Raw genomic sequence first — 18,443 nt, forward strand, 5'->3', positions numbered from 1 at the left:
TTTCCGCGCGCGCGCTGATGCAGCGTCTCGGCATGCTGCCGGTGCTGGTCGTGCTGTACGCGGTGTTCTACTTCCTCACCGTGCATTTCAGTGCCGATGGCACATCGAATTTCGCGACCGCCGACAACACGATGAATGTGCTGCGCCAGGTGGCGATCAACCTCGTGCTCGCCGCCGGCATGACGTTCGTGGTTCTCACGGCGGGCATCGATCTGTCCGTCGGCTCGATTCTGGCCGTGTCCGCCGTGCTTGGGATGCAGCTGTCGCTGATGGGCAGCCTGGCGGCGTGGTCCATTCCGGTGTTCGTCGCATCCGGTCTGGTGATGGGTGCGCTGAACGGTGTGATGGTCGCGTTTCTCGACATCAATCCGTTCGTGGTCACGCTCGGCACGATGACGGCGTTTCGCGGCGCGGCGTATCTGTTGTCGAACGGCACCACGGTGCTGAACAACTCGATTCCGAGCTTCGAGTGGATCGGCAACGACGACTTTCTGCACGTGCCGTGGCTGATCTGGATCCGGTTGCCGTCGTGCTCGTGTCGTGGGTGATTCTGCGCAAGACCGTACTAGGCATCCATATTTACTCAGTGGGCGGCAATCTGCAGGCCGCGCGGCTGACCGGCATCAGGGTGCGCGGCGTACTGCTGTTCGTCTATTCGATAAGCGGGCTTTTTTCCGGGCTCGCGGGCGCGATGTCGGCCAGCAAGCTCTACGCGGCGAGCGGCAACTGGGGCACGGGCTACGAACTGGACGCGATCGCCGCGGTCGTGCTGGGCGGCACGAGCCTCATGGGCGGCGTCGGGACGATCTGGGGCACGGTCGTGGGTGCTTTGATCATCGGCGTGATGAACAACGGACTCACCATTCTCGGGCTGTCCTCGTTCTGGCAATACGTGGCCAAAGGCGTGGTGATCGTCCTCGCCGTGATTCTCGACAAGTGGCGGCAGAAGGGGGCGGTGAACTGACATGATCCATCCGGAGCAGCAAAGATTCGTCATCGGTGTCGACTTTGGTACCGACTCATGCCGCAGTCTCGTCGTCGATGCTGCCACAGGCGAGCAACGCGGCAGCGCAGTCGCCTTCTACCGCAGATGGAGCGAGGGACGCTACTGCGACCCCGATCATGGGGTCTATCGGCAACATCCGCTCGACTACATCGAGGCGATGACGCAGGCCGTGCGCGGGTCGCTCGATGAGGCGGGCGATGCCGCGCGCAGGCTGATCGCAGGCATTTCGATAGCGACTACGGGTTCGACGTCGGTCGCGGTCGATGAGCACGGAACGCCACTGTCGCTGACGCCGGCGTTTCGCGACAATCCGAATGCGATGTTCGTGCTCTGGAAAGACCACACCGCCGTGCGCGAGGCGGAAGAGATCAACCGGCTCGCCCACGGGTGGGATGGCGAGGACTACACGCGCTTCGTCGGCGGTGTCTACTCCGCCGAGTGGTTCTGGTCGAACATGCTGCATGTGTTCCGTGTCGATCCGCAAGTTCGGGCCGCGACTTACAGCTGGGTGGAGCACTGCGACTGGATGCCGGCGCTGCTGAGCGGCACGACACGCCCCGACCAGATGCGCCGCAGCCGCTGCGCGGCCGGGCACAAGGCCATGTGGCATCAGTCGTTCGACGGCTTGCCGAGCGAAGCGTTTCTGGCCCGTCTCGATCCGCTGCTGGCTGGCGTGCGCGAGCGTCTGTACGACGACACTTTCACGGCGGATGTGCCGACGGGGCATCTGACGCCCGAATGGGCTCAGGCGCTGGGACTGACGACCGACGTCGTCGTCGGTGTCGGCGCGTTCGATGCGCACATGGGCGCGGTCGGAGCCGGCGCTCGCGCGCACACGCTGGTGAAGGTGATGGGCACTTCGACGTGCGATGTCGTGGTCGTGCCGAACGAGGAAGTCGCCGGCAGCGTCGTGCGAGGCATCTGCGGCCAGGTCGACGGCTCGGTGATTCGAGGCATGACTGGACTCGAGGCCGGTCAGTCGGCCTTTGGCGACGTATATGCATGGTTTCGGCGCTTGCTGTCGTGGCCGCTGGGTCTGCTCGACGAAACCGATCTGAGCGGGCCGCAACGTGAGGCGCTCGCCGCGCGCATCCTGCCCGCTCTCGAACGCGCGGCCGCGGGCGAGGATCCGCAAACGACCGGCATCGTCGCCATCGACTGGTTGAACGGGCGCCGCACGCCGTTCGCCGACCAGCGATTGCGGGGGGCGATTTTCGGGCTGTCGCTCGGCAGCGACGCTCCGAAGATTTATCGGGCGTTGATCGAAGCGACAGCGTTTGGCGCGCGAGCCATCGTCGAGCAGTTCCAGAACGAAGGTGTGCGGATCGACGACGTAATCGCCGTCGGCGGTGTGGCGCGGAAGTCTCCGCTGAACATGCAGATCGCAGCCGACGTGTTCGGCAAGGAAATTCGCGTGACCGCAGCCGACCAGGCCGTGGCGCTAGGCGCAGCGATGTTCGCCGCCGTGGCGGCCGGCCTGCACGAGACGGCGGAACAGGCGCAGATCGAGATGGGGGCCGGCTTCGAGCATGTCTACCGGCCGAGCGCGAAAGGCCGTGAGGCTTACGAGCAACTGTACCGCACGTACCAGTCGTATGGCGCGCTCGTCGAGCGTGCCATGCGCGATCGATCACATCCCGTATCGGAAACCGAAGACACATCATGTTCACTGAGCTGAAACGCGAGGCTTACGAGGCGAATCTCGAGATCCCGAAGCAGGGTCTCGCCATCTACACGTTCGGCAACGTCAGCGCGTTCGATGCGAGCCGTGGCGTGTTCGCGATCAAGCCCAGCGGTGTCCCCTACGAAGAGCTTCGTGCAGATGCGATGGTCGTCGTCGACCTCGAAGGGCGCGTCGTGGAAGGTACCGGAAGACCGTCTTCGGATACGAATACGCATGCGGTGCTGTACCGGGAATTCGAGGGTATCGGCGGGATCTGCCACTCCCATTCGATGTATGCGGTCGCCTGGGCGCAGGCCTGTCGTGAGATCCCGGTGTTCGGAACGACGCACGCCGACCACCTGACCGAGCCCATCCCGGTGACGGAACCGATGAGCGACGAGGCCATCGAGCGCGATTACGAAGTCGAGACAGGCCGCCAGATCGTTGAGCGGCTGCGCGGCGCGAATCCTCGCGAAGTCGAAATGGTGATCGTGGCCTGTCATGGGCCGTTCACATGGGGCAAGTCGGCGCAGAAGGCCGTCTATAACAGCCGCGTGCTCGAAGAAATTGCACAGATGGCCTACCTGACCCGAACCATCAATCCGGTGACGCCGCCGATCAAGGAAACACTGATCCGCAAGCACTATCTGCGCAAGCATGGCGCCGGCGCATACTATGGACAGGCCAGAACGCCCGCCCCCGTGGAAGGACTAAAATAGCGGCTCGATCATTTGCACGGCGCGCTTTCATAGCGGCAACACGAACCGGGACTTTCATGCCCACGTCCGAAAAGAACACAACGGAAAGCGTACTGGCTGAACACCGTCGGGAACTGATCCTCGATGCGCTGGCACGAGGCGGTCAGTGCCGCGTGACTGATCTCGCGCAGCAATTCTCTTTGTCCACGATGACCGTGAGGCGCGACCTGCAGGTGCTCGAAGAACAGGGGCGGCTGCGTCGCGTGCACGGCGGCGCAGTGCTCGTCGATTCGGAAGTCGACTATCCGTTAAGGGCGCGCGAAGGGCAGACGCAGAAGCAACGCATCGGCCAGTGCGCAGCCGAGTTGATTCTGGACGGCATGGTCGTCTACCTCGACTCCGGCACGACAGCCATGGAACTCGCGCGCCGGATCCGCGACGGGCTGCCCGGCGTCAACCAGCTTTCCGTCGTCACGCACGGCATCAATCTGGCGATGGAACTGGCCGGTCACCCGGCCTACGACGTCCATCTCATAGGCGGTGAGCTTTATCGCAATGGGCTTGCGACCGTCGGTCCCGTCGCTATCGCCCAAGTCGGGCAACTTCACTTCGACCTGTTCTTCATGGGCGCTCGCGGCGTCGACCTCGAGGCCGGCTGGACCAATGCCAACCAGCTCGAAACACAACTCAAGCATGTAGCGATCGAACGCAGCCGACGCATTTGCGCGCTCGCCGACAGCACCAAGTGGGGCCAGCGAGGATTCGTGTCCATCGCGCCATTCGAGAAAGTTTCTGCCTGGGTTTGCGACGACGACCTGCCGGACGAGGCACGGTCGGCCGCCGCGAACATGGGCGTCGAACTGCTTATCGCCGGCTGACTCACCGATACTTCAGACAATGCATCGACAACCCGACTTTCTGCGCTGTACCTGCGTCCTGTTCGACATGGACGGCACCCTGCTCGATTCCCGCGCTCCGATGCACCGCGCGTACACGGAGTGGGCCGAGCGTTACGGACTCGACCCCGCGCTAGTCATCCGTGAAGCGCATGGACGCCGCACCATCGACACCTTGAGCGCGCTCGCGCCGGCAGGCGCCGACGTCGAAGCCGATACGCTCGCGCTGATGCGGCGCGAGCGCGAAGATGTCGACGGCATCCTCGCTATTCCGGGCGCGGGAGAACTGCTGAGGTCGCTGCCCCCGAATCGGTGGGCGGTGGTCACCTCCGCGGACAAGGCCCTCGCGAGCAGGCGCCTGCAGGCGGCTGGATTGCCGGTCCCGCCGTTTATCGTCAGCGCCGAAGACGTCGCGCGCGGCAAACCCGCGCCGGACGGCTTCGAGATGGCGGCTCGTCGCATGGGTCTCGAGGCGCGCGACGCGGTGGTGTTCGAAGATGCGCCTGCGGGCATCGCTGCCGGCATCGCCGCGGGCGCGAAGGTGGTCGCGGTCGCATGGGCGTCGTCCGCGGCGGGGCTCGGGGAAACACTGCGGGTGCACGACCTGACTGGCGTCACCGCGGCGACCGACGGCAGCGAGATCGTCCTGCAGTTATCCGCCCGGCTCGCCTGACAGCGAATCCTCGGTCCCTGAGCTCTGCTCTCATTTCGCAGCGGAAAGCGTTATCCTTCTCAGCGGTGTCACGGTCGAGCGACTGTGAACGGGTTCGAGCGCACCGGTCCGGTCGCGCCGCTGATGGATGATTTTTCGACATGACGACATGAGAGACGATCCGTTGCCGCGAATTGTCGTGGTCGGAAGCGTGAACATGGATTTCACGGTGTATGTGCCGCACCTGCCGCGCCCCGGCGAAACGCTGAGCGGCGAGCAGTTCATGGTCGCGCCTGGCGGCAAGGCAGGCAATCAGGCGATTGCCGCAGCGCGTCTCGGTGCGAACGTGTCGCTCATCGCCTGCGTCGGCGACGACGAATTCGGTCCGAGGCTGCGCGCGAGCCTCGAAACCGACCGCATCGACTGCGCCGGCGTTTCAGTGATTCCCGGCTGTGCGAGCGGCATTGCGATGGTCGTCGTCGATCCGAGCGGATGCAATTCGATCGTTACGGTCGAAGGAAGCAACGGCAAGCTCACGCCTGACTTGGCCGCTCGCCATCTGCAGGCCTGTCCGACGCCGCGGCTGATCCTCTGCGAACTGACGATGCCGATGTCGACAGTCGAACGAATCCTCGCCATGGCCAATGAGGCCAGCGTACCCGTGCTGCTCAATGCTTCACCGGTTCGAGGCGTGCTACCGGCGCATCTCCTGAAGCTCGTCGAGTATCTCGTCGTGAACGAGGTCGAAGCCGCTATTCTGTCCGGACAACCGCTCGACTCCGTCGAGGATGCGATGTCGGCGGCGCACGCGCTCCGGGCTGCCGGCGCACGAAACGTTCTGGTGACGCTGGGCGCGAAGGGCGCGGTCACATGCTTTGCGGGCGAGAACGAACCACGCATCGAGTTCCTTCCTGCGGAACCGGTCGTTGCGATCGACTCTACGGGAGCCGGCGACACGTTCGCCGGAGCGTTCGCGACGGCGATCGTCGCGGGAGCATCCGACACGAAAGCCGTGAAGTTCGCCCAATCTGCCGCAGCTATTTGCGTGACTCGAACCGGTGCCGCACCGTCGATACCATATCTGTGGGAACTGCCCAGCGCTTGCATCTAGTGATGCGACCAAGGCCATCGGTGACATATCGCTGTGCCACTTTTGGACAAAGGCAGTCAGGAATCCGCATTGGGAATTACTGGCATGGACAGTCTCACGCATCACTGGCTCGAACGGCTGACTGAAAGCCGAAAGCCGGCGTATCTCGTGATAGCGGGTCCGATCGAAGAGGATCTGGCGAGCGGACGTCCCCATCATCGAAGACGACGCATACGGATGGCTGCCATCGAACAAGCGTGTGGCACTTGCCACGCTCGCCCCCGAACTGACGTGGTACGTCACCGGCTTTTCTAAAACGCTGGGTGCGGGCTTGCGTGTCGCCTATCTGCGCGCGCCCACTGTGCGGCAGACACAACGTGTGGCCGGCGCGTTGCTCACCTCGCGTCGTCGTGCACTTCGCGTGCTTTTCCGCCAGGGCCCCGGCTAGACGAATCGCGCCGACCCGAGCACCCGGTAGTTAGGATTGGTACTGCCCGTCGGATTGCGGTGGCCGTGCCCGAACCACGCTTTGGGCGCATAGGCGGGGCGGTCGTATTCACAACTGCCGTAGGTCGCCCAGAAGAGTTCCCAGTGTGCGCCGTTCGCTCGGCCAAACACGATGGTGCCGCCGGTGAACTCGACGTTCGTGCGCGACTGCCCGAGCTTGCGGTTGACCTCGGCCATCGCCCCGGCGTTGTAGGCCGGCTTGGCCACGTTGCCGAGCGGCAGCAGGTTCAGCCCGAACGGAGCCGCCGCAAGGTGGCCGCGCGCGGTGTTGTAAAGGTTATTCAGGTAAGCGGTGCAAGCCGGCAGTTCCAGCGTCGGCTGCAAGCCGCCCAGGTGACCGCCCGGCGCATTGGACTGGTTGTTCGCGTGGTAGACGACGATGGACCCCGGTACGCCATGCACGCGATCGACGTAGACCATGCAGCCCGACAGGTTGGTCGTCAGAAACGACTGCGGCGCGCCTCCGCCGCCGGGCGGCGGGAGCACCATCGAAGTGATTTCGTCGGTCGCGAACGGCAGGAAATAGGTGTCACCGGCGGGCGCGGCCTGCGGATTCAGGCTCGTGAGTCCGGCAATGCCGACGCCAACATTCATCGCCGGATTCAGGTTGACCCGGCAGTTCGCCGCCGTGTAGTGGCGGTGCAAGCCGTTGACCAGCGGCACGAACGCCCCGCCATTGAAGTTACCGGTCGATACCGTGGTCGGGAGGGTCCGACAGTTGGCGACATTGATAGGCATTCCGGGTGGTCTCCAGTTCGCTGTGGCGCGTGGTTTGCACGACGATACGCGCAAGTTCTTTCCATCGTCAACACGCGACTGTCGGGAAACGGCCCGGGATGCGCTTCCTGCAGTTTGCGCAGCAGCGTGAAGGCCTTTAGCCTGGGGCCGTGGCGTAACAGCGGCAGCGAAGATCCTTGCCTCTTTACTCTTAGTTCAACCGCGCTCCGCTGTGCGCATCGAACAGATGTGTCCGCTCCCCGCGCGGGAGCAGATGGATTCGGTCCCCCGGCCGGGCATCGATACGCTCACGATACGCAACGATGAGATCCTGGCCGGCAAAACGCACCGCTATCTGCGTCTCCGACCCGGTCGGTTCCACTACCACCACTTCAGCCGGCAAGCCGCGTCCGCTTGCATCGAGCCGGAAGTCCTCAGGCCTCGCGCCATAAATCACGCGGGCTCCTTGCTCTGCGTTCGGCCTGGCCGCCAACGGCAACTGCAGGCCACCGTCCGTTACCACGTGTGCACCGTTGTTGAGGTCCAGGTGTCCGTGAATGAAATTCATCGACGGCGAGCCGATGAACCCCGCAACGAACGCATTGCGCGGCGTGTCATAAAGTTCAAGCGGCGTGCCCACCTGTTCGACCAATCCATCCTTGAGGACGACGATGCGGTCAGCCATCGTCATCGCTTCGACCTGATCGTGCGTTACGTAAATCGTGGTGGTGCGCAGACGCTGATGCAAGGCCTTGATCTCCGTGCGCATCTTGACGCGCAGGCTCGCGTCGAGATTCGACAGCGGCTCTCGTCGAACAGGAATGCTTGCGGTTGACGCACGATCGCGCGGCCCATCGCGACGCGCTGTCTTTGTCCACCCGATAACTGGCGCGGCAGGCGTTCGAGCAGCGGAGTCAGTCCAAGGCTCTGCGCGACGTCGTTCACGCGTGCCGCCATCTCTGCCTTCGACGCGCCCTTTAATTGCAGAGAAAACGCAAGATTCTGCGCGACAGTCATATGCGGATAAAGCGCGTAATTCTGGAACACCATCGCGATGTTGCGATCTTTCGGCGCGACGTCGTTGATCGATTGATCGCCTAGCATGATGTCGCCTTCTGTGACCGACTCCAGTCCAGCGATCATCCGCAGCAACGTAGATTTTCCGCAGCCCGACGGACCGACGAGCGCCACGAATTCTCCTTCGGCGATTTCGACATCGATGCCGCGAATGGCCTCGGTATTGTCGTAGCGTTTGTGGACGTTGCGGATGCTGAGCGAAGACATAGCGCGTTGAATCCTTTATTTCGCAATTCTTTCTAGTCCTTCAGTCCGCCCGCGGTCAGGCCGCGCACCAGGTATGTACGGACGAGTACCGTGAACAGAACGACCGGCAGCATGACCAGCGTGCCGGCGGCGGCGACCTTGGTCCATTCCCAGCCTTCGTACTGGAGAAAATTCACGATCGCCACCGGCGCGGTGATCGCATTGGTCCGCGTGAGAATCAAGGCGTAGAAGAAGTCGTTCCACGAGAAGATGAAGCACAGCACGGCGGTGGCCGCGAGTCCAGGCGCCGCAAGCGGCAGCGTGACGCGCCAGAAGGCTTGCCAGATGCCGCAGCCGTCGATCTGCGCGGCTTCTTCGAGTGTGCGCGGCACGGCGTCGAAGAAGGTTTGCATCAGCCAGACGACAATCGACAGATTGAACGTCAGATACACGATCACCAGTCCCGCGATAGTGTCCTGAAGTCCGAGCCACCGGTACGCGAGATAGAACGGAATCGTGAACGCGATCGGCGGCGCCATTCGCGTGGTCAGAATCCATAGCGCGACCTGCTTGCGTGCGCGAAACTTCCAGCGCGTCAGCGTGTAAGCCGCCGGCACGCCGATCAGCAACGAAAGCAGCGTGGACAGCGTGCTGACGATGAGGCTGTTCACGAACGAGCCTACGAAGCTGCTATGAAAGAGGCCTCTGAAGGCATCGAGCGTCGGCTTGAAGAGCAGGCCGTCGTCGAAGATCGTGTCAGCGGGACGCAACGCCAGTTGCACGAGCCACAGGAACGGAAACAGCAGCACCAGCAGTAGCGCGACGACTACCGCCTCGCGTGCATGACGTTGCAACGCCGCGCCCAGCCGATACATCCGCGTGCCCTTGCGACGTCGGCGGCCGAAAGGTGCCGTGTGTCCGTCTTTGCTCAGTCCAATTGCGCCGGGCAGATCGCGATTGATCGAAGTACTAGTCTGCGTCATGACTGTTCCATCCGAGTTTGCCGACCAGCCAGCTCAGCAGGAAGACACCGACGAGGATGACCGTCGCGATCGCGCTCCCGTAGCCCCAATAAGAGAAATTGAACGCCTCGATGAAGCTGTAGTAGTTGGTAACTTCCGTTACGGTGCCGGGACCGCCGTTGGTCAACACGTAGATCAATGGGAACGCCTTGAAGCTGTCGATGAGCCGGAACAATCCGCAGACCACCAGCACCGGACGCAGGTATGGCAGCACGATGTAGCGAAACAATTGCCAGCGCCCCGCGCCATCGAGGCTCGCCGCTTCGAGCGGATCGTCGGGAATGGTCTGCAATGTGGCCAGCACCATTAGCATCGTGAACGGGAACCATTGCCACGTGTCGGCGGCGGCGACTGCCCATAGCGCGGTCGACGGATTCGCGATTAACGAACTCACCGGATGACCGGCCGACTCCAGCACACGATGCAGCGGGCTGATATCCGGCGAATAGAGGATCTTCCAGATCAGCGCGGCGACGATCGGCGGCAACACCATCGGAATCAGAAAGACGGTACGCACACCCCTGAGCAACGCCGACTTGCCGTCGAGCAGCAGCGCAAGCCCGAGGCCGATGGCCAGCTGTGACGTTACGCTCGCCAGCGACAGCTTGAGCTGCGTGCGCACCGAATCGAGAAAGCGCGTGTCGTGCAGCAGTTGCCGATAGTTCACGAGCGGATCGTCGAAGCGAAAACTCGCAACCGGGTTTGTGAGGCTCAGCGGAGTCAGACTGACGACGACGAGCACCACGGTTGGCACGAGCGTAACGGCCGCCAACGCGATCAACGACGGTGTCAGCCCCATCAGGAATGCGCGCCGCTGTTGCGACGCCCAGCTCGCCGAGGGATGTAATGGCGTGGACATGTCGTAGCCGTCAGATCTTGATGCCGGCCCGTCTCAGTTCCGCAATCGACGCCGCTTGCGCCTGCTGCATCGCCTGGCGTGCCGACAGCTGCTTCGTCGCGATGCGCGCGATCGCCGCGTTGAGCTGCTGATCGACCTGCGGATAGACCGCGACCGTGCGGTACTTCATATGACCGGATTTCGCCGCGAGATCGATGGATTGAAGTGAGAGCTCCGCGAGATCGTGCCCATTGATCAACTGCCGCGCGCGGAATTCCTTCGAGTCGATGTCCGAACGCCGCGCGGGCGAACCGTAACCCGCAGCGACGGTTCGCCGTGTGATCTGCTTCGACAGCGCCCACTGAATGAATGACCACGCCGCTTCTTTGTTCTTCGAGCCGGCGGGAATGCCCAGGCCATGCACCGCGACACCGGGAAAGCGTCCGGCCGGTCCCTTCGGCACGAGCCCGAAGCTCGCCGTCTTCACGGTCCTGCTCGCCGCGGGGTCGCCGAGTTGGGCGAGGTAGATCTGACCGGCATCCGCAAAATTCGTGCGGCCGAGCATCAGGGCCTGCGTGACCTGATCGGGCGTGTAGGTCACGCCACCGTCCGGGCCTAACTCGCTGATCAGGTTCGCGTAATACTCGGCGGCGGCGATCGCCTCAGGTGTGTCGAGCGTGGGAAACAGGTCGTCCGGCGGCGAGCGGAACACATTGCCACCGAATGCCTGCAGATACGGCACGAAGGTCCAGCCGTAGTGGCTGTCCGCGACGTAACCCGCGACGCGTTCTTTCTTGTTGACGGCCCTCAGCACCTTGACGAGATCATCGGTCGTGTCGGGATACGCGTAGCCCGCTGCCTTCACGAGATCGAAGCGCGAAGAGCCGGACAACAGTGCTTCGGCATTCCAGGGGATGCCATATAGCTTGCCATCCTTGCCGGTTTCAGACGCAAGCGCGCCCGGCAGGAAATCCTTGACGTCCCAGTCCGTCGCGGTGAGCGCTGGATTCTTGATGAAGTCGTCGAGCGGGGTCAGCCAGCCCGAATTGATCCAGCGGCTGCTGTAGATGAACGTGACGTTCAGCACGTCATATGCGGAACCCCGCGTGGACAACTCGAGATCGGCGCGCTGGTTGTAGACCGGAAACGAAGGTGTGTCGAAGTTGACCTTCGCGCCGCTCGCTGCCTCGAACTCCGGCAACCATTGCTGAAGCAGTTTCGTGTATGCGGTGCTGAACACCGATACGTTGAGCGTCACACCGGCGTACTTCTTTGCGCCGGATTGCGCGCGAACCAGGCCCGGCAGCATCGCCGTTGCGCCGAGTACGGCGGCGGCCTGAAGCAGGCGTCGTCGTTGTGTCATGTGCGGAGAGTCTAGTATTGGTTATTGTCGAACCCGCTCAGGCGGCGGAAGCGGCCGGCTCGCGCGTGGTCTGCGGCGAGTCCACTTGCGTTGTACGTTCCGGCCGCCGCAGCGTGCGGCTATGACGCCCGTCGACGGAAACCGCGCGCTCACCCGCCACCGTCACGCGACGCACGAGGCGCTCCTGGGTGCCGTAATCGTTCACCGCGTAGTGTTGCGTTGCGCGGTTGTCCCAGATCGCCACATCGTTCTGACGCCACTGCCAGCGCACGGTGTTTTCGAGGCGGATCACGCGGTTTTGCAGGATCTCGAAGATTCGCGCGGACTCCGAACTCGACAACCCCACGATGCGTTTGATGAAGTGGCCCAACAGCAACGCCCTTTCGCCCGACACTGGATGCACGTGCACGATCGGATGCTCAGCCTCGTACACGGACGAAACGAACACGTTCTGGTGATGCGCGAGACGCGCCGCGGCGGACTGCGTGTCGGTTCCCGCGATACGCTCTGCACCGTAGTCGTAATCGTTGGTGTGCACGGCCCACAGGGAGTCGGCGAGCCGTTTCAGATCGTCCGGCAGACGTTCGTAGGCGACGGCCGTGTTGGCCCACACCGTATCGCCGCCGTAAGCCGGAATCTTCACGCCGCGCAGAATGGAAATCTTCGGGAACGCATCGACGAAAGTGACGTCCGTGTGCCAGGAATCCGCACGGCCGCCACCTTTGGACGCATCCAGCTCGAACAGCGCCGTGCCTTCCGGCGACGGCACGGTCGGATGCGCGACGGTTTCGCCGAATCGGGCGCCGAACGCCTGGTGCGACACGTCGTCCAGATGCCCCTGATCGCGAAAGAACAGCACCTTGTACTTCACCAGCGCGCGATGGAGCGCGTCGATCACGGACTCGTCCAGCGCTGGGGAGAGCTTGAAATCCTGAACTTCTCCGCCAATCAATCCCGCCACACGCCGGATGCGCAGATTTTCAAATGAGGTGTCCAGATTCGATTGGGCAGAGGAACTCACGGATGGCACTCCTGTATGAACAGGCGACAAGTGTAAAAATCGGTATGCCACGCACAAAACAATAAATAGGAATATTCATTCCGTACTTGGCCTGATAAGCATTCGGCGGAACGAAAATGCCATGTTCGCGATACCTTCTCCTACGTCGAATGACATTTACAGTTAGTTCGGTCGAGCATGCACGAGCTTGACCGGCTTTCATCCTCCTGCACAGCAATGGATGGCGGAGCGGGCCGTCCAGTGAGACATCCAGGCACGCATCGCCGAAGCGCCGGTTCGCAATTGCGCCAGGGTCTCGGCCAACCGCCGCAGGCCGCTTCATGCGGCTCAGATAACAAGCGCCGCCAGAGCGATCGCCCGACGCTTTGCGCTGCCAGACCTCGATATCACCGTGAAACCTGTTCAAGTACAAATCGTCGAACTGCCCTTCCGTCCTCCTGACACGCTCGCGAGTTTTGCCCAGTGCCGGGCGATCCTCCGGGCGCAGGTCGGGGATTTACCTATTTCCGTCCTTGGCCCGCAGGTGCAACATCGCAACATATTGCATAACATTAATGTATATCAAATAGCCGTCTAAATACGCATACAAAATGAAGACCGTGATTAGTCGGTGCGCACACCTGAAATAGGTTGGATCGTGCGTTGATTGCAATTGCGGAAGTACAGATACCTGCGCTCTCGCCTCTCTTCTTTAATCACTGAAAGTGGACGTTGCGGATGGCATCAAGGCGGACGCGCCGGTCACCGGCCCGGTCTGCCGGTGTCAAGTTATGACTCTGAAGATACAAGAACAATGGTTGACGCTAGTCCGTTTCAGGAAACTAAATGACCAAACTAAATCGCAGATCATTTATCCATACCTCAATTGCATCGGTCGGCGGATTGATGCTGGCTCCCGCGTGCGCTTATGCTGATGCGACGGCGGCACAGAAGCCTCCAGCAAAAAGCCCCGCTGGTCCGGATGACATCGTTGCCCTTGCGGACTATTGTTTGCAGACCACCTATGACAACCTACCGAGCGCGGTAATTGCCATAACCAAGAATCAGATTCTGGACACAGTGGGCGCGGCTCTGGGGGGCACCAATGAGCCAGGAGCCAAAGAGATACGCGAGTTCACCATCGAGATGGCCGGTAAGCGCGAAGCCGCAATCTGGGGCACCGGTATTCAGGTTCCCGCCCAGGATGCTGCTCGCGTCAATGCAATCATGGCTGACGCTCTCGACTATGACGATACCTATGAGCGGTCTTTCATGCACCCCTCGGTCATCACGATTCCGGCCGCATTAGCCGTAACCGACATGCTCGGCAATGTCAGCGGCAGGGATCTAATTACGGCTACGGCATTGGGCGTGGACCTTGCCTGTCGATTGGCCAATTCGGCACAGCCTGGCGTCGATGCGTTCATTGTGGGCTGGCACAACACCAGCCTTTATGGATATTTTGCTTCGACTTTTGTCGCAGGCAAGCTGATGGGGTTGACGCGTGATCAGCTGGTATCTGCACTGGGTATTGCATTTCATCAAGCTTCGGGTAATTCCCAAGCACATCTGGATGGTGCATTGACGAAGCGTATGGGCGCTGGCTTCGCTTCCTATGCCGGCGTAATGGCTGCGCGTCTATCTCAGCAGGGCGTCCAAGGAGCCAGGAATATTCTGGAAGGTCCGCGTGGCTTTTATTATCAGTTTCACGGTAATAAGTATTCGCGCGATTTCCTCTTCGAGGGACTGGGAAGTACTTTTGCCGCGACCGAGGTCTCGTTCAAACCATGGCCGTCGTGCCGTGGCAGTCATACGGCGGTGGATGCTGCGCTGACTATGTTTGCAGAGAACAAAATTGAAGCGCCTGATGTGGAAAGCATCACCATCTACAATGGCCCGGGCGAATATCTTCTCCTCGATTCTCCGCTTGGCAAGAAGCAGAACCTAACTTCTGTCGTGGATGCACAATTCAGCAATCCTTGGGTTGTGGCGTGCGCGTTGGTGGACCATAAGGTCGGATTCGAACATTTCACTACGGCGGCGATCAGCCGCCCTGATCTGCTGGCAATGGTCAAACGCATCAACACGGCGGAAGACAAAAGCCTGGCACGTCCGGGTGGCGGACCGGGTGCTACACGCCTTGACGTTTCTCTGAAAGATGGCCGCACGTTTACCAAAACGGTTGCATTTGCCAAAGGCGAACCGAAGAATCCAATGTCGCCCATCGAGTTCCGTCAAAAATTTCTCGATTGCACGAAAAAGGCGGGAATGAGTGGTGCGCAAGCCCAAGCGTTGATGGCCGATATTCAACAACTGGAGACCCTGCCAAAGGCCAAGATCTTGACCGCAGCTATGGCCTTGTAGCCGCGATCATCGAAGGATTATATGGGCGGATTTACTTATCCGCCCACGCCGTGCCGGGATAGGAAGCCTACCGCTGCACCAAGGCAAGCTTGACCCCGACTGCGACGAACGCGGCTGCAAAGCTCCGGCGCATCCACTTGAGAACGTCGGGGCGCGAAAGAATGCGGTCGCGGACCCTCGCCGCGAAGACGCCGTACGCCATGAACACGACGAACGTCATCGCCATGAAGACGAGTGATAGTTCCAGCATGCGAAGCGCAGGCTGGTTTTCGCCGCGATCGATGAATTGCGGCAGGAATGCGAAGAAGAAGATCGAGAGTTTAGGGTTGAGGATATTCACGAGGATCGCGTGCAAGATCACATCCCGGTCGGTGCGTGCGGGGCTGTCGAGCGTGATCTTCAACGGTCCTTTTTCCTCGAGTGTTTTCCATGCAATGAAGAGCAGATAGGCGACGCCCGCATATTTGATCGCTGAGAACGCGACAGCGCTCGCATGCAGGAGCGCCGCCAGACCGGTGATCGCCGCCAGCATGTGCGGCAGGATGCCGAACGTACAGCCCAATGCTGCGACGATTGCTGCACGCGCCCCGCGCGACAAACCAGCGCCCACTGTGACGAGTGCGCCGGTTCCGGGCGAAGCTACGACGACCAGCGACGTGACCAGAAATTCGATGCTCATGGCCTCTCCGTCGTGGATACGCAAAGCCAGGGCACGCGTGCGACGCGCGTTGGAATGCCGCGACGAAAACAGGGAAAAAGGAAAAATAGCAAGATCGTGCCTCACACCGGGGAAAGAGATTGAGCCTCGATTCTCGGCGTCGGCAGTCCGACGGTCTTGAACAAAATTGCAGGCGTAGGCGGTCAGCCGACTCCGGCGGCGTACGCACCCGGTGTCATGCCGAAACTACGGACGAACAGCCGCGTCATATGGCTTTGATCGGAGAAACCGCTTTGCGCGGCAGCTTCGGCGAGCCGCGCGCCATGACGGATCAACTGGCGTGCGTGATGAATGCGGCGCTGCAGGATGTAAGCGTGGGGCGTGAGGCCGGTCGCTTTCGCGAAAGCGCGCAGGAACTGATAGCGGCTCAGCCCGGCTTCGTCCGCGAGTGCCGTGAGCGTCACCATAGCTAGGGGATCGTCATCGATCAGGGCGCGGGCCGAAGCGATTCCGGCTGGAACGCACCGGTGTGTGGCGGGTGCGGGCTGGAGCAAGCCAGCTAGCACGAGCAGCAAGGTCTCGTCTGCCCTCAGTCCGTGCGTGTCTGCAATGTTGCCGGTCATTGCCCGAAAAAGTTGGGCGAATTGCTCTGCGATTCTTCGGTCACTGACTTTTGGTTGGCTGAACTCGCAAGTCGCTCCTTTGCGGCCTTCCGTAATGTCCGTGGCCAACTCGGCAACGATCGCGGGGTCGAGATACAGCATTCGCCATGAGCGCCCGCCGTCGCCGATCGGTGCCCCGTCATGCACTTCGCCAGGGTTGACAGTGATTACGTCACCCGCACTGGCTTCGACGAGACCACGGCCGCTCGTCGATTTCTGTGCGCCGCGCTCGATCAGACCCACACCAAACTGCTCATGGGTGTGCCGGCCGAAGACGAGCGTGGTGTCCGCTTCTACAGCTTCGATGCCACTTCTTTGGCAAATCAGCAGCCGAAATCTGGTGCGTTTCATTTCCCTCATGACCTCCGGGTCGCGTCGCACACACCCACGTTGCCAGTGCGAGAGTTGTACCTGCGACTATGTACACAAATAATGACGTCGCGACGGAGCGCACCTGTATACTTACAGAAAACCTGCATCCGCGGGAGTCGTCGATTTCTTCGCAGCACCGATGGATAACAAAGAAAAAAATGTTTTGTGGGACGGTGGCGATCGCGTCCTGTGGCGAGAACAGTCCTCGGCAGCAGCCGGCCAGAATGTGCTGTTCGCGCGGCTTGCCGCTGAACAACCCATGCCCGCCAGTCTCGATCGGCTTGCCCACGAGTTGGCGCTAAAGGACGAGCTTGACAGTGCGTGGGCGGTGCGCCCGCTGAGGCTGGTGCGTGAGAACGGACAGGTCTCACTGGCATTCGAAGATCCAGGTGGTGAACCACTCGTGCGTCTGCTCGGCACACCACTCGAGATCGGGTACTTCCTCGAAATCGCTTGCGGCATTGCGGCTGCGCTAGGCAAGCTTCATCAACGCGGCCTGGTCCATAAGGATCTGAAGCCCGCGCATATCCTCGTGCATTGCACCGATGGACAGCCGCGACTGACCGGCTTCGGCCTGGCCTCGCGCCTGCCACGCGAGCGGCAGGCGCCCGAGCCACCCGAAACCATCGCCGGAACACTTGCCTACATGGCGCCCGAGCAGACCGGCCGGATGAACCGCTCGATCGATTCGCGCAGCGATCTGTATGCGCTCGGCGTCACGTTCTACCAGATGCTTACCGGCGTGTTGCCGTTTGCTGCCACGGACGCCATGGAATGGGTGCACTGCCATATCGCCAGAACGCCATCGGCACCCAACGCGCGGGTGGAAGCCATCCCCGCCGTCATCTCCCGCATCGTCATGAAGCTGCTCGCCAAGACCGCCGAGGAGCGTTATCAGACTGCTGCCGGTGTCGAGCATGATCTGCGGCGTTGCCTCGTCGACTGGGAGCGTCAGCGGCGTATCGACGACTTCGCGCTGGACGAGCACGGCACCCCCGACCGGCTGATGATCCCCGAGAAGCTTTACGGACGTGAGCGGGAAGTCGATACCCTGGTCACCACGTTCGACCGGATTCTCGGCAATGGCGTGCCCGAGCTCGTGCTGGTTTCCGGTTATTCGGGCATCGGCAAATCGTCGGTGGTCAATGAACTGCACAAGATCCTCGTGCCGCCACGGGGATTGTTTGCGTCCGGCAAGTTCGACCAGTACAAGCGCGATATCCCCTATGCCACGCTGATCCAGGCATTTCAAAGTCTCGTGCGCATGCTGTTGGGCAAGTCCGAAGCGGAGCTGGCGGGCTGGCGTGCCGCATTGCTGGACGCGCTCTCGCCCAATGCGGCGCTGGTGAGCGAACTGATCCCCGAACTGAAGCTGATCATCGGCGAGCCGCCCGCGGTCCCGGAGCTCGAACCACAACAGGCGAAACAGCGCTTCCTGCAGGTGTTCCGGCGTTTCATCGGCGTATTCGCTCAGGCCGACCATCCGCTCGCACTGTTCCTCGACGACCTGCAGTGGCTCGACGCAGCGACCCTGGACCTGCTCGTGGACCTGCTGATCCAGCCGGAACTGCGCTACCTGATGGTCATCGGCGCCTATCGCGACAACGAGGTGGATGCCGCCCATCCGCTGACGGCCCGGCTTGAAGCGATCCGCAGCGCGGGCGCGAAGATC

The 18,443-nt window shown here is 61.7% G+C and carries 14 protein-coding genes and 3 pseudogenes; 9 read left to right on the top strand and 8 right to left on the bottom strand.

Annotation, left to right across the window (positions count from 1 at the left end):
- Nucleotides 1-17 precede the first annotated feature (17 nt).
- The 7 genes and pseudogenes from AB3X89_RS16720 to AB3X89_RS16750 all read left to right on the top strand — a co-directional run.
- A pseudogene (locus AB3X89_RS16720) lies at nt 18-964 on the top strand (ribose ABC transporter permease).
- Between the two features lies 1 nt (nt 965).
- Entirely contained in the window at nt 966-2,684 is a 1,719-nt protein-coding gene (locus AB3X89_RS16725; protein ID WP_368584281.1) for a ribulokinase, read from the top strand.
- Entirely contained in the window at nt 2,669-3,388 is a 720-nt protein-coding gene (locus AB3X89_RS16730; protein ID WP_368584282.1) for an L-ribulose-5-phosphate 4-epimerase, read from the top strand. Before AB3X89_RS16725 ends, AB3X89_RS16730 begins: the two co-directional genes overlap by 16 nt.
- A gap of 56 nt (nt 3,389-3,444) precedes the next feature.
- On the top strand, nt 3,445-4,245 hold the full coding sequence (locus tag AB3X89_RS16735) for a DeoR/GlpR family DNA-binding transcription regulator (protein WP_368584283.1): 801 nt from the start codon (nt 3,445-3,447) through the stop codon (nt 4,243-4,245).
- 19 nt (nt 4,246-4,264) lie between these two features.
- Nucleotides 4,265-4,936 (top strand): HAD-IA family hydrolase, encoded by a 672-nt coding sequence (locus tag AB3X89_RS16740; RefSeq protein WP_368584284.1) that lies wholly within the window; start codon nt 4,265-4,267, stop codon nt 4,934-4,936.
- Between the two features lie 148 nt (nt 4,937-5,084).
- On the top strand, nt 5,085-6,026 hold the full coding sequence (locus AB3X89_RS16745; protein WP_368584285.1) for a ribokinase: 942 nt from the start codon (nt 5,085-5,087) through the stop codon (nt 6,024-6,026).
- 187 nt (nt 6,027-6,213) lie between these two features.
- Nucleotides 6,214-6,399 (top strand): annotated as a pseudogene (locus AB3X89_RS16750) (PLP-dependent aminotransferase family protein); the annotation flags it as partial.
- Between the two features lie 50 nt (nt 6,400-6,449).
- Here the strand turns inward: AB3X89_RS16750 and AB3X89_RS16755 are convergent.
- From AB3X89_RS16755 to AB3X89_RS16780, 6 genes and pseudogenes are all read right to left on the bottom strand, one after another.
- Nucleotides 6,450-7,250 carry a hypothetical protein gene (locus AB3X89_RS16755; RefSeq protein WP_368584286.1) on the bottom strand — a complete coding sequence of 267 codons (801 nt, stop codon included), beginning with the start codon at nt 7,248-7,250 and terminating at the stop codon, nt 6,450-6,452.
- A gap of 190 nt (nt 7,251-7,440) precedes the next feature.
- Nucleotides 7,441-8,513, bottom strand: a pseudogene (locus AB3X89_RS16760) (ABC transporter ATP-binding protein).
- A 32-nt stretch (nt 8,514-8,545) separates the two neighbouring features.
- On the bottom strand, nt 8,546-9,475 hold the full coding sequence (locus AB3X89_RS16765; RefSeq protein ID WP_368584287.1) for a carbohydrate ABC transporter permease: 930 nt from the start codon (nt 9,473-9,475) through the stop codon (nt 8,546-8,548).
- Nucleotides 9,462-10,373, bottom strand: coding sequence for a carbohydrate ABC transporter permease (locus tag AB3X89_RS16770; protein ID WP_368584288.1), 912 nt, complete (start codon nt 10,371-10,373; stop codon nt 9,462-9,464). Before AB3X89_RS16770 ends, AB3X89_RS16765 begins: the two co-directional genes overlap by 14 nt.
- Nucleotides 10,374-10,383: 10 nt before the next feature.
- On the bottom strand, nt 10,384-11,715 hold the full coding sequence (locus AB3X89_RS16775; RefSeq protein ID WP_368584289.1) for an ABC transporter substrate-binding protein: 1,332 nt from the start codon (nt 11,713-11,715) through the stop codon (nt 10,384-10,386).
- Between the two features lie 37 nt (nt 11,716-11,752).
- Nucleotides 11,753-12,736 (bottom strand): TauD/TfdA dioxygenase family protein, encoded by a 984-nt coding sequence (locus AB3X89_RS16780; RefSeq protein WP_368584290.1) that lies wholly within the window; start codon nt 12,734-12,736, stop codon nt 11,753-11,755.
- Between the two features lie 825 nt (nt 12,737-13,561).
- On the opposite strand from AB3X89_RS16780, the gene AB3X89_RS16785 reads away from it, so the two are divergent.
- Entirely contained in the window at nt 13,562-15,079 is a 1,518-nt protein-coding gene (locus AB3X89_RS16785) for an MmgE/PrpD family protein (RefSeq protein ID WP_368584291.1), read from the top strand.
- A gap of 67 nt (nt 15,080-15,146) precedes the next feature.
- On the opposite strand, the gene AB3X89_RS16790 is transcribed toward AB3X89_RS16785, so the two are convergent.
- Nucleotides 15,147-15,758 (bottom strand): LysE family translocator, encoded by a 612-nt coding sequence (locus AB3X89_RS16790; RefSeq protein WP_368584292.1) that lies wholly within the window; start codon nt 15,756-15,758, stop codon nt 15,147-15,149.
- 182 nt (nt 15,759-15,940) lie between these two features.
- Entirely contained in the window at nt 15,941-16,750 is an 810-nt protein-coding gene (locus tag AB3X89_RS16795) for an AraC family transcriptional regulator (RefSeq protein WP_368584293.1), read from the bottom strand.
- A 160-nt stretch (nt 16,751-16,910) separates the two neighbouring features.
- Here AB3X89_RS16795 and AB3X89_RS16800 point away from each other — a divergent pair.
- On the top strand, nt 16,911-18,443 hold a 1,533-nt coding region (locus tag AB3X89_RS16800), incomplete at its 3' end, for an AAA family ATPase (RefSeq protein ID WP_368584294.1).

It is taken from the genome of Paraburkholderia sp. BR14320 (genome assembly GCF_040948665.1).
Classification (GTDB): domain Bacteria; phylum Pseudomonadota; class Gammaproteobacteria; order Burkholderiales; family Burkholderiaceae; genus Paraburkholderia; species Paraburkholderia youngii.

Bases quoted from the DNA above. Each gene is read 5' to 3' on its own strand.
- AB3X89_RS16765 (WP_368584287.1), bottom strand. From the start codon at position 9,475: ATGACGCAGACTAGTACTTCGATCAATCGCGATCTGCCCGGCGCAATT.
- AB3X89_RS16740 (WP_368584284.1), top strand. From the start codon at position 4,265: ATGCATCGACAACCCGACTTTCTGCGCTGTACCTGCGTCCTGTTCGAC.
- AB3X89_RS16730 (WP_368584282.1), top strand. From the start codon at position 2,669: ATGTTCACTGAGCTGAAACGCGAGGCTTACGAGGCGAATCTCGAGATC.
- AB3X89_RS16795 (WP_368584293.1), bottom strand. From the start codon at position 16,750: ATGAAACGCACCAGATTTCGGCTGCTGATTTGCCAAAGAAGTGGCATC.
- AB3X89_RS16785 (WP_368584291.1), top strand. From the start codon at position 13,562: ATGACCAAACTAAATCGCAGATCATTTATCCATACCTCAATTGCATCG.
- AB3X89_RS16775 (WP_368584289.1), bottom strand. From the start codon at position 11,715: ATGACACAACGACGACGCCTGCTTCAGGCCGCCGCCGTACTCGGCGCA.
- AB3X89_RS16790 (WP_368584292.1), bottom strand. From the start codon at position 15,758: ATGAGCATCGAATTTCTGGTCACGTCGCTGGTCGTCGTAGCTTCGCCC.
- AB3X89_RS16770 (WP_368584288.1), bottom strand. From the start codon at position 10,373: ATGTCCACGCCATTACATCCCTCGGCGAGCTGGGCGTCGCAACAGCGG.
- AB3X89_RS16745 (WP_368584285.1), top strand. From the start codon at position 5,085: ATGAGAGACGATCCGTTGCCGCGAATTGTCGTGGTCGGAAGCGTGAAC.
- AB3X89_RS16735 (WP_368584283.1), top strand. From the start codon at position 3,445: ATGCCCACGTCCGAAAAGAACACAACGGAAAGCGTACTGGCTGAACAC.
- AB3X89_RS16755 (WP_368584286.1), bottom strand. From the start codon at position 7,250: ATGCCTATCAATGTCGCCAACTGTCGGACCCTCCCGACCACGGTATCG.
- AB3X89_RS16725 (WP_368584281.1), top strand. From the start codon at position 966: ATGATCCATCCGGAGCAGCAAAGATTCGTCATCGGTGTCGACTTTGGT.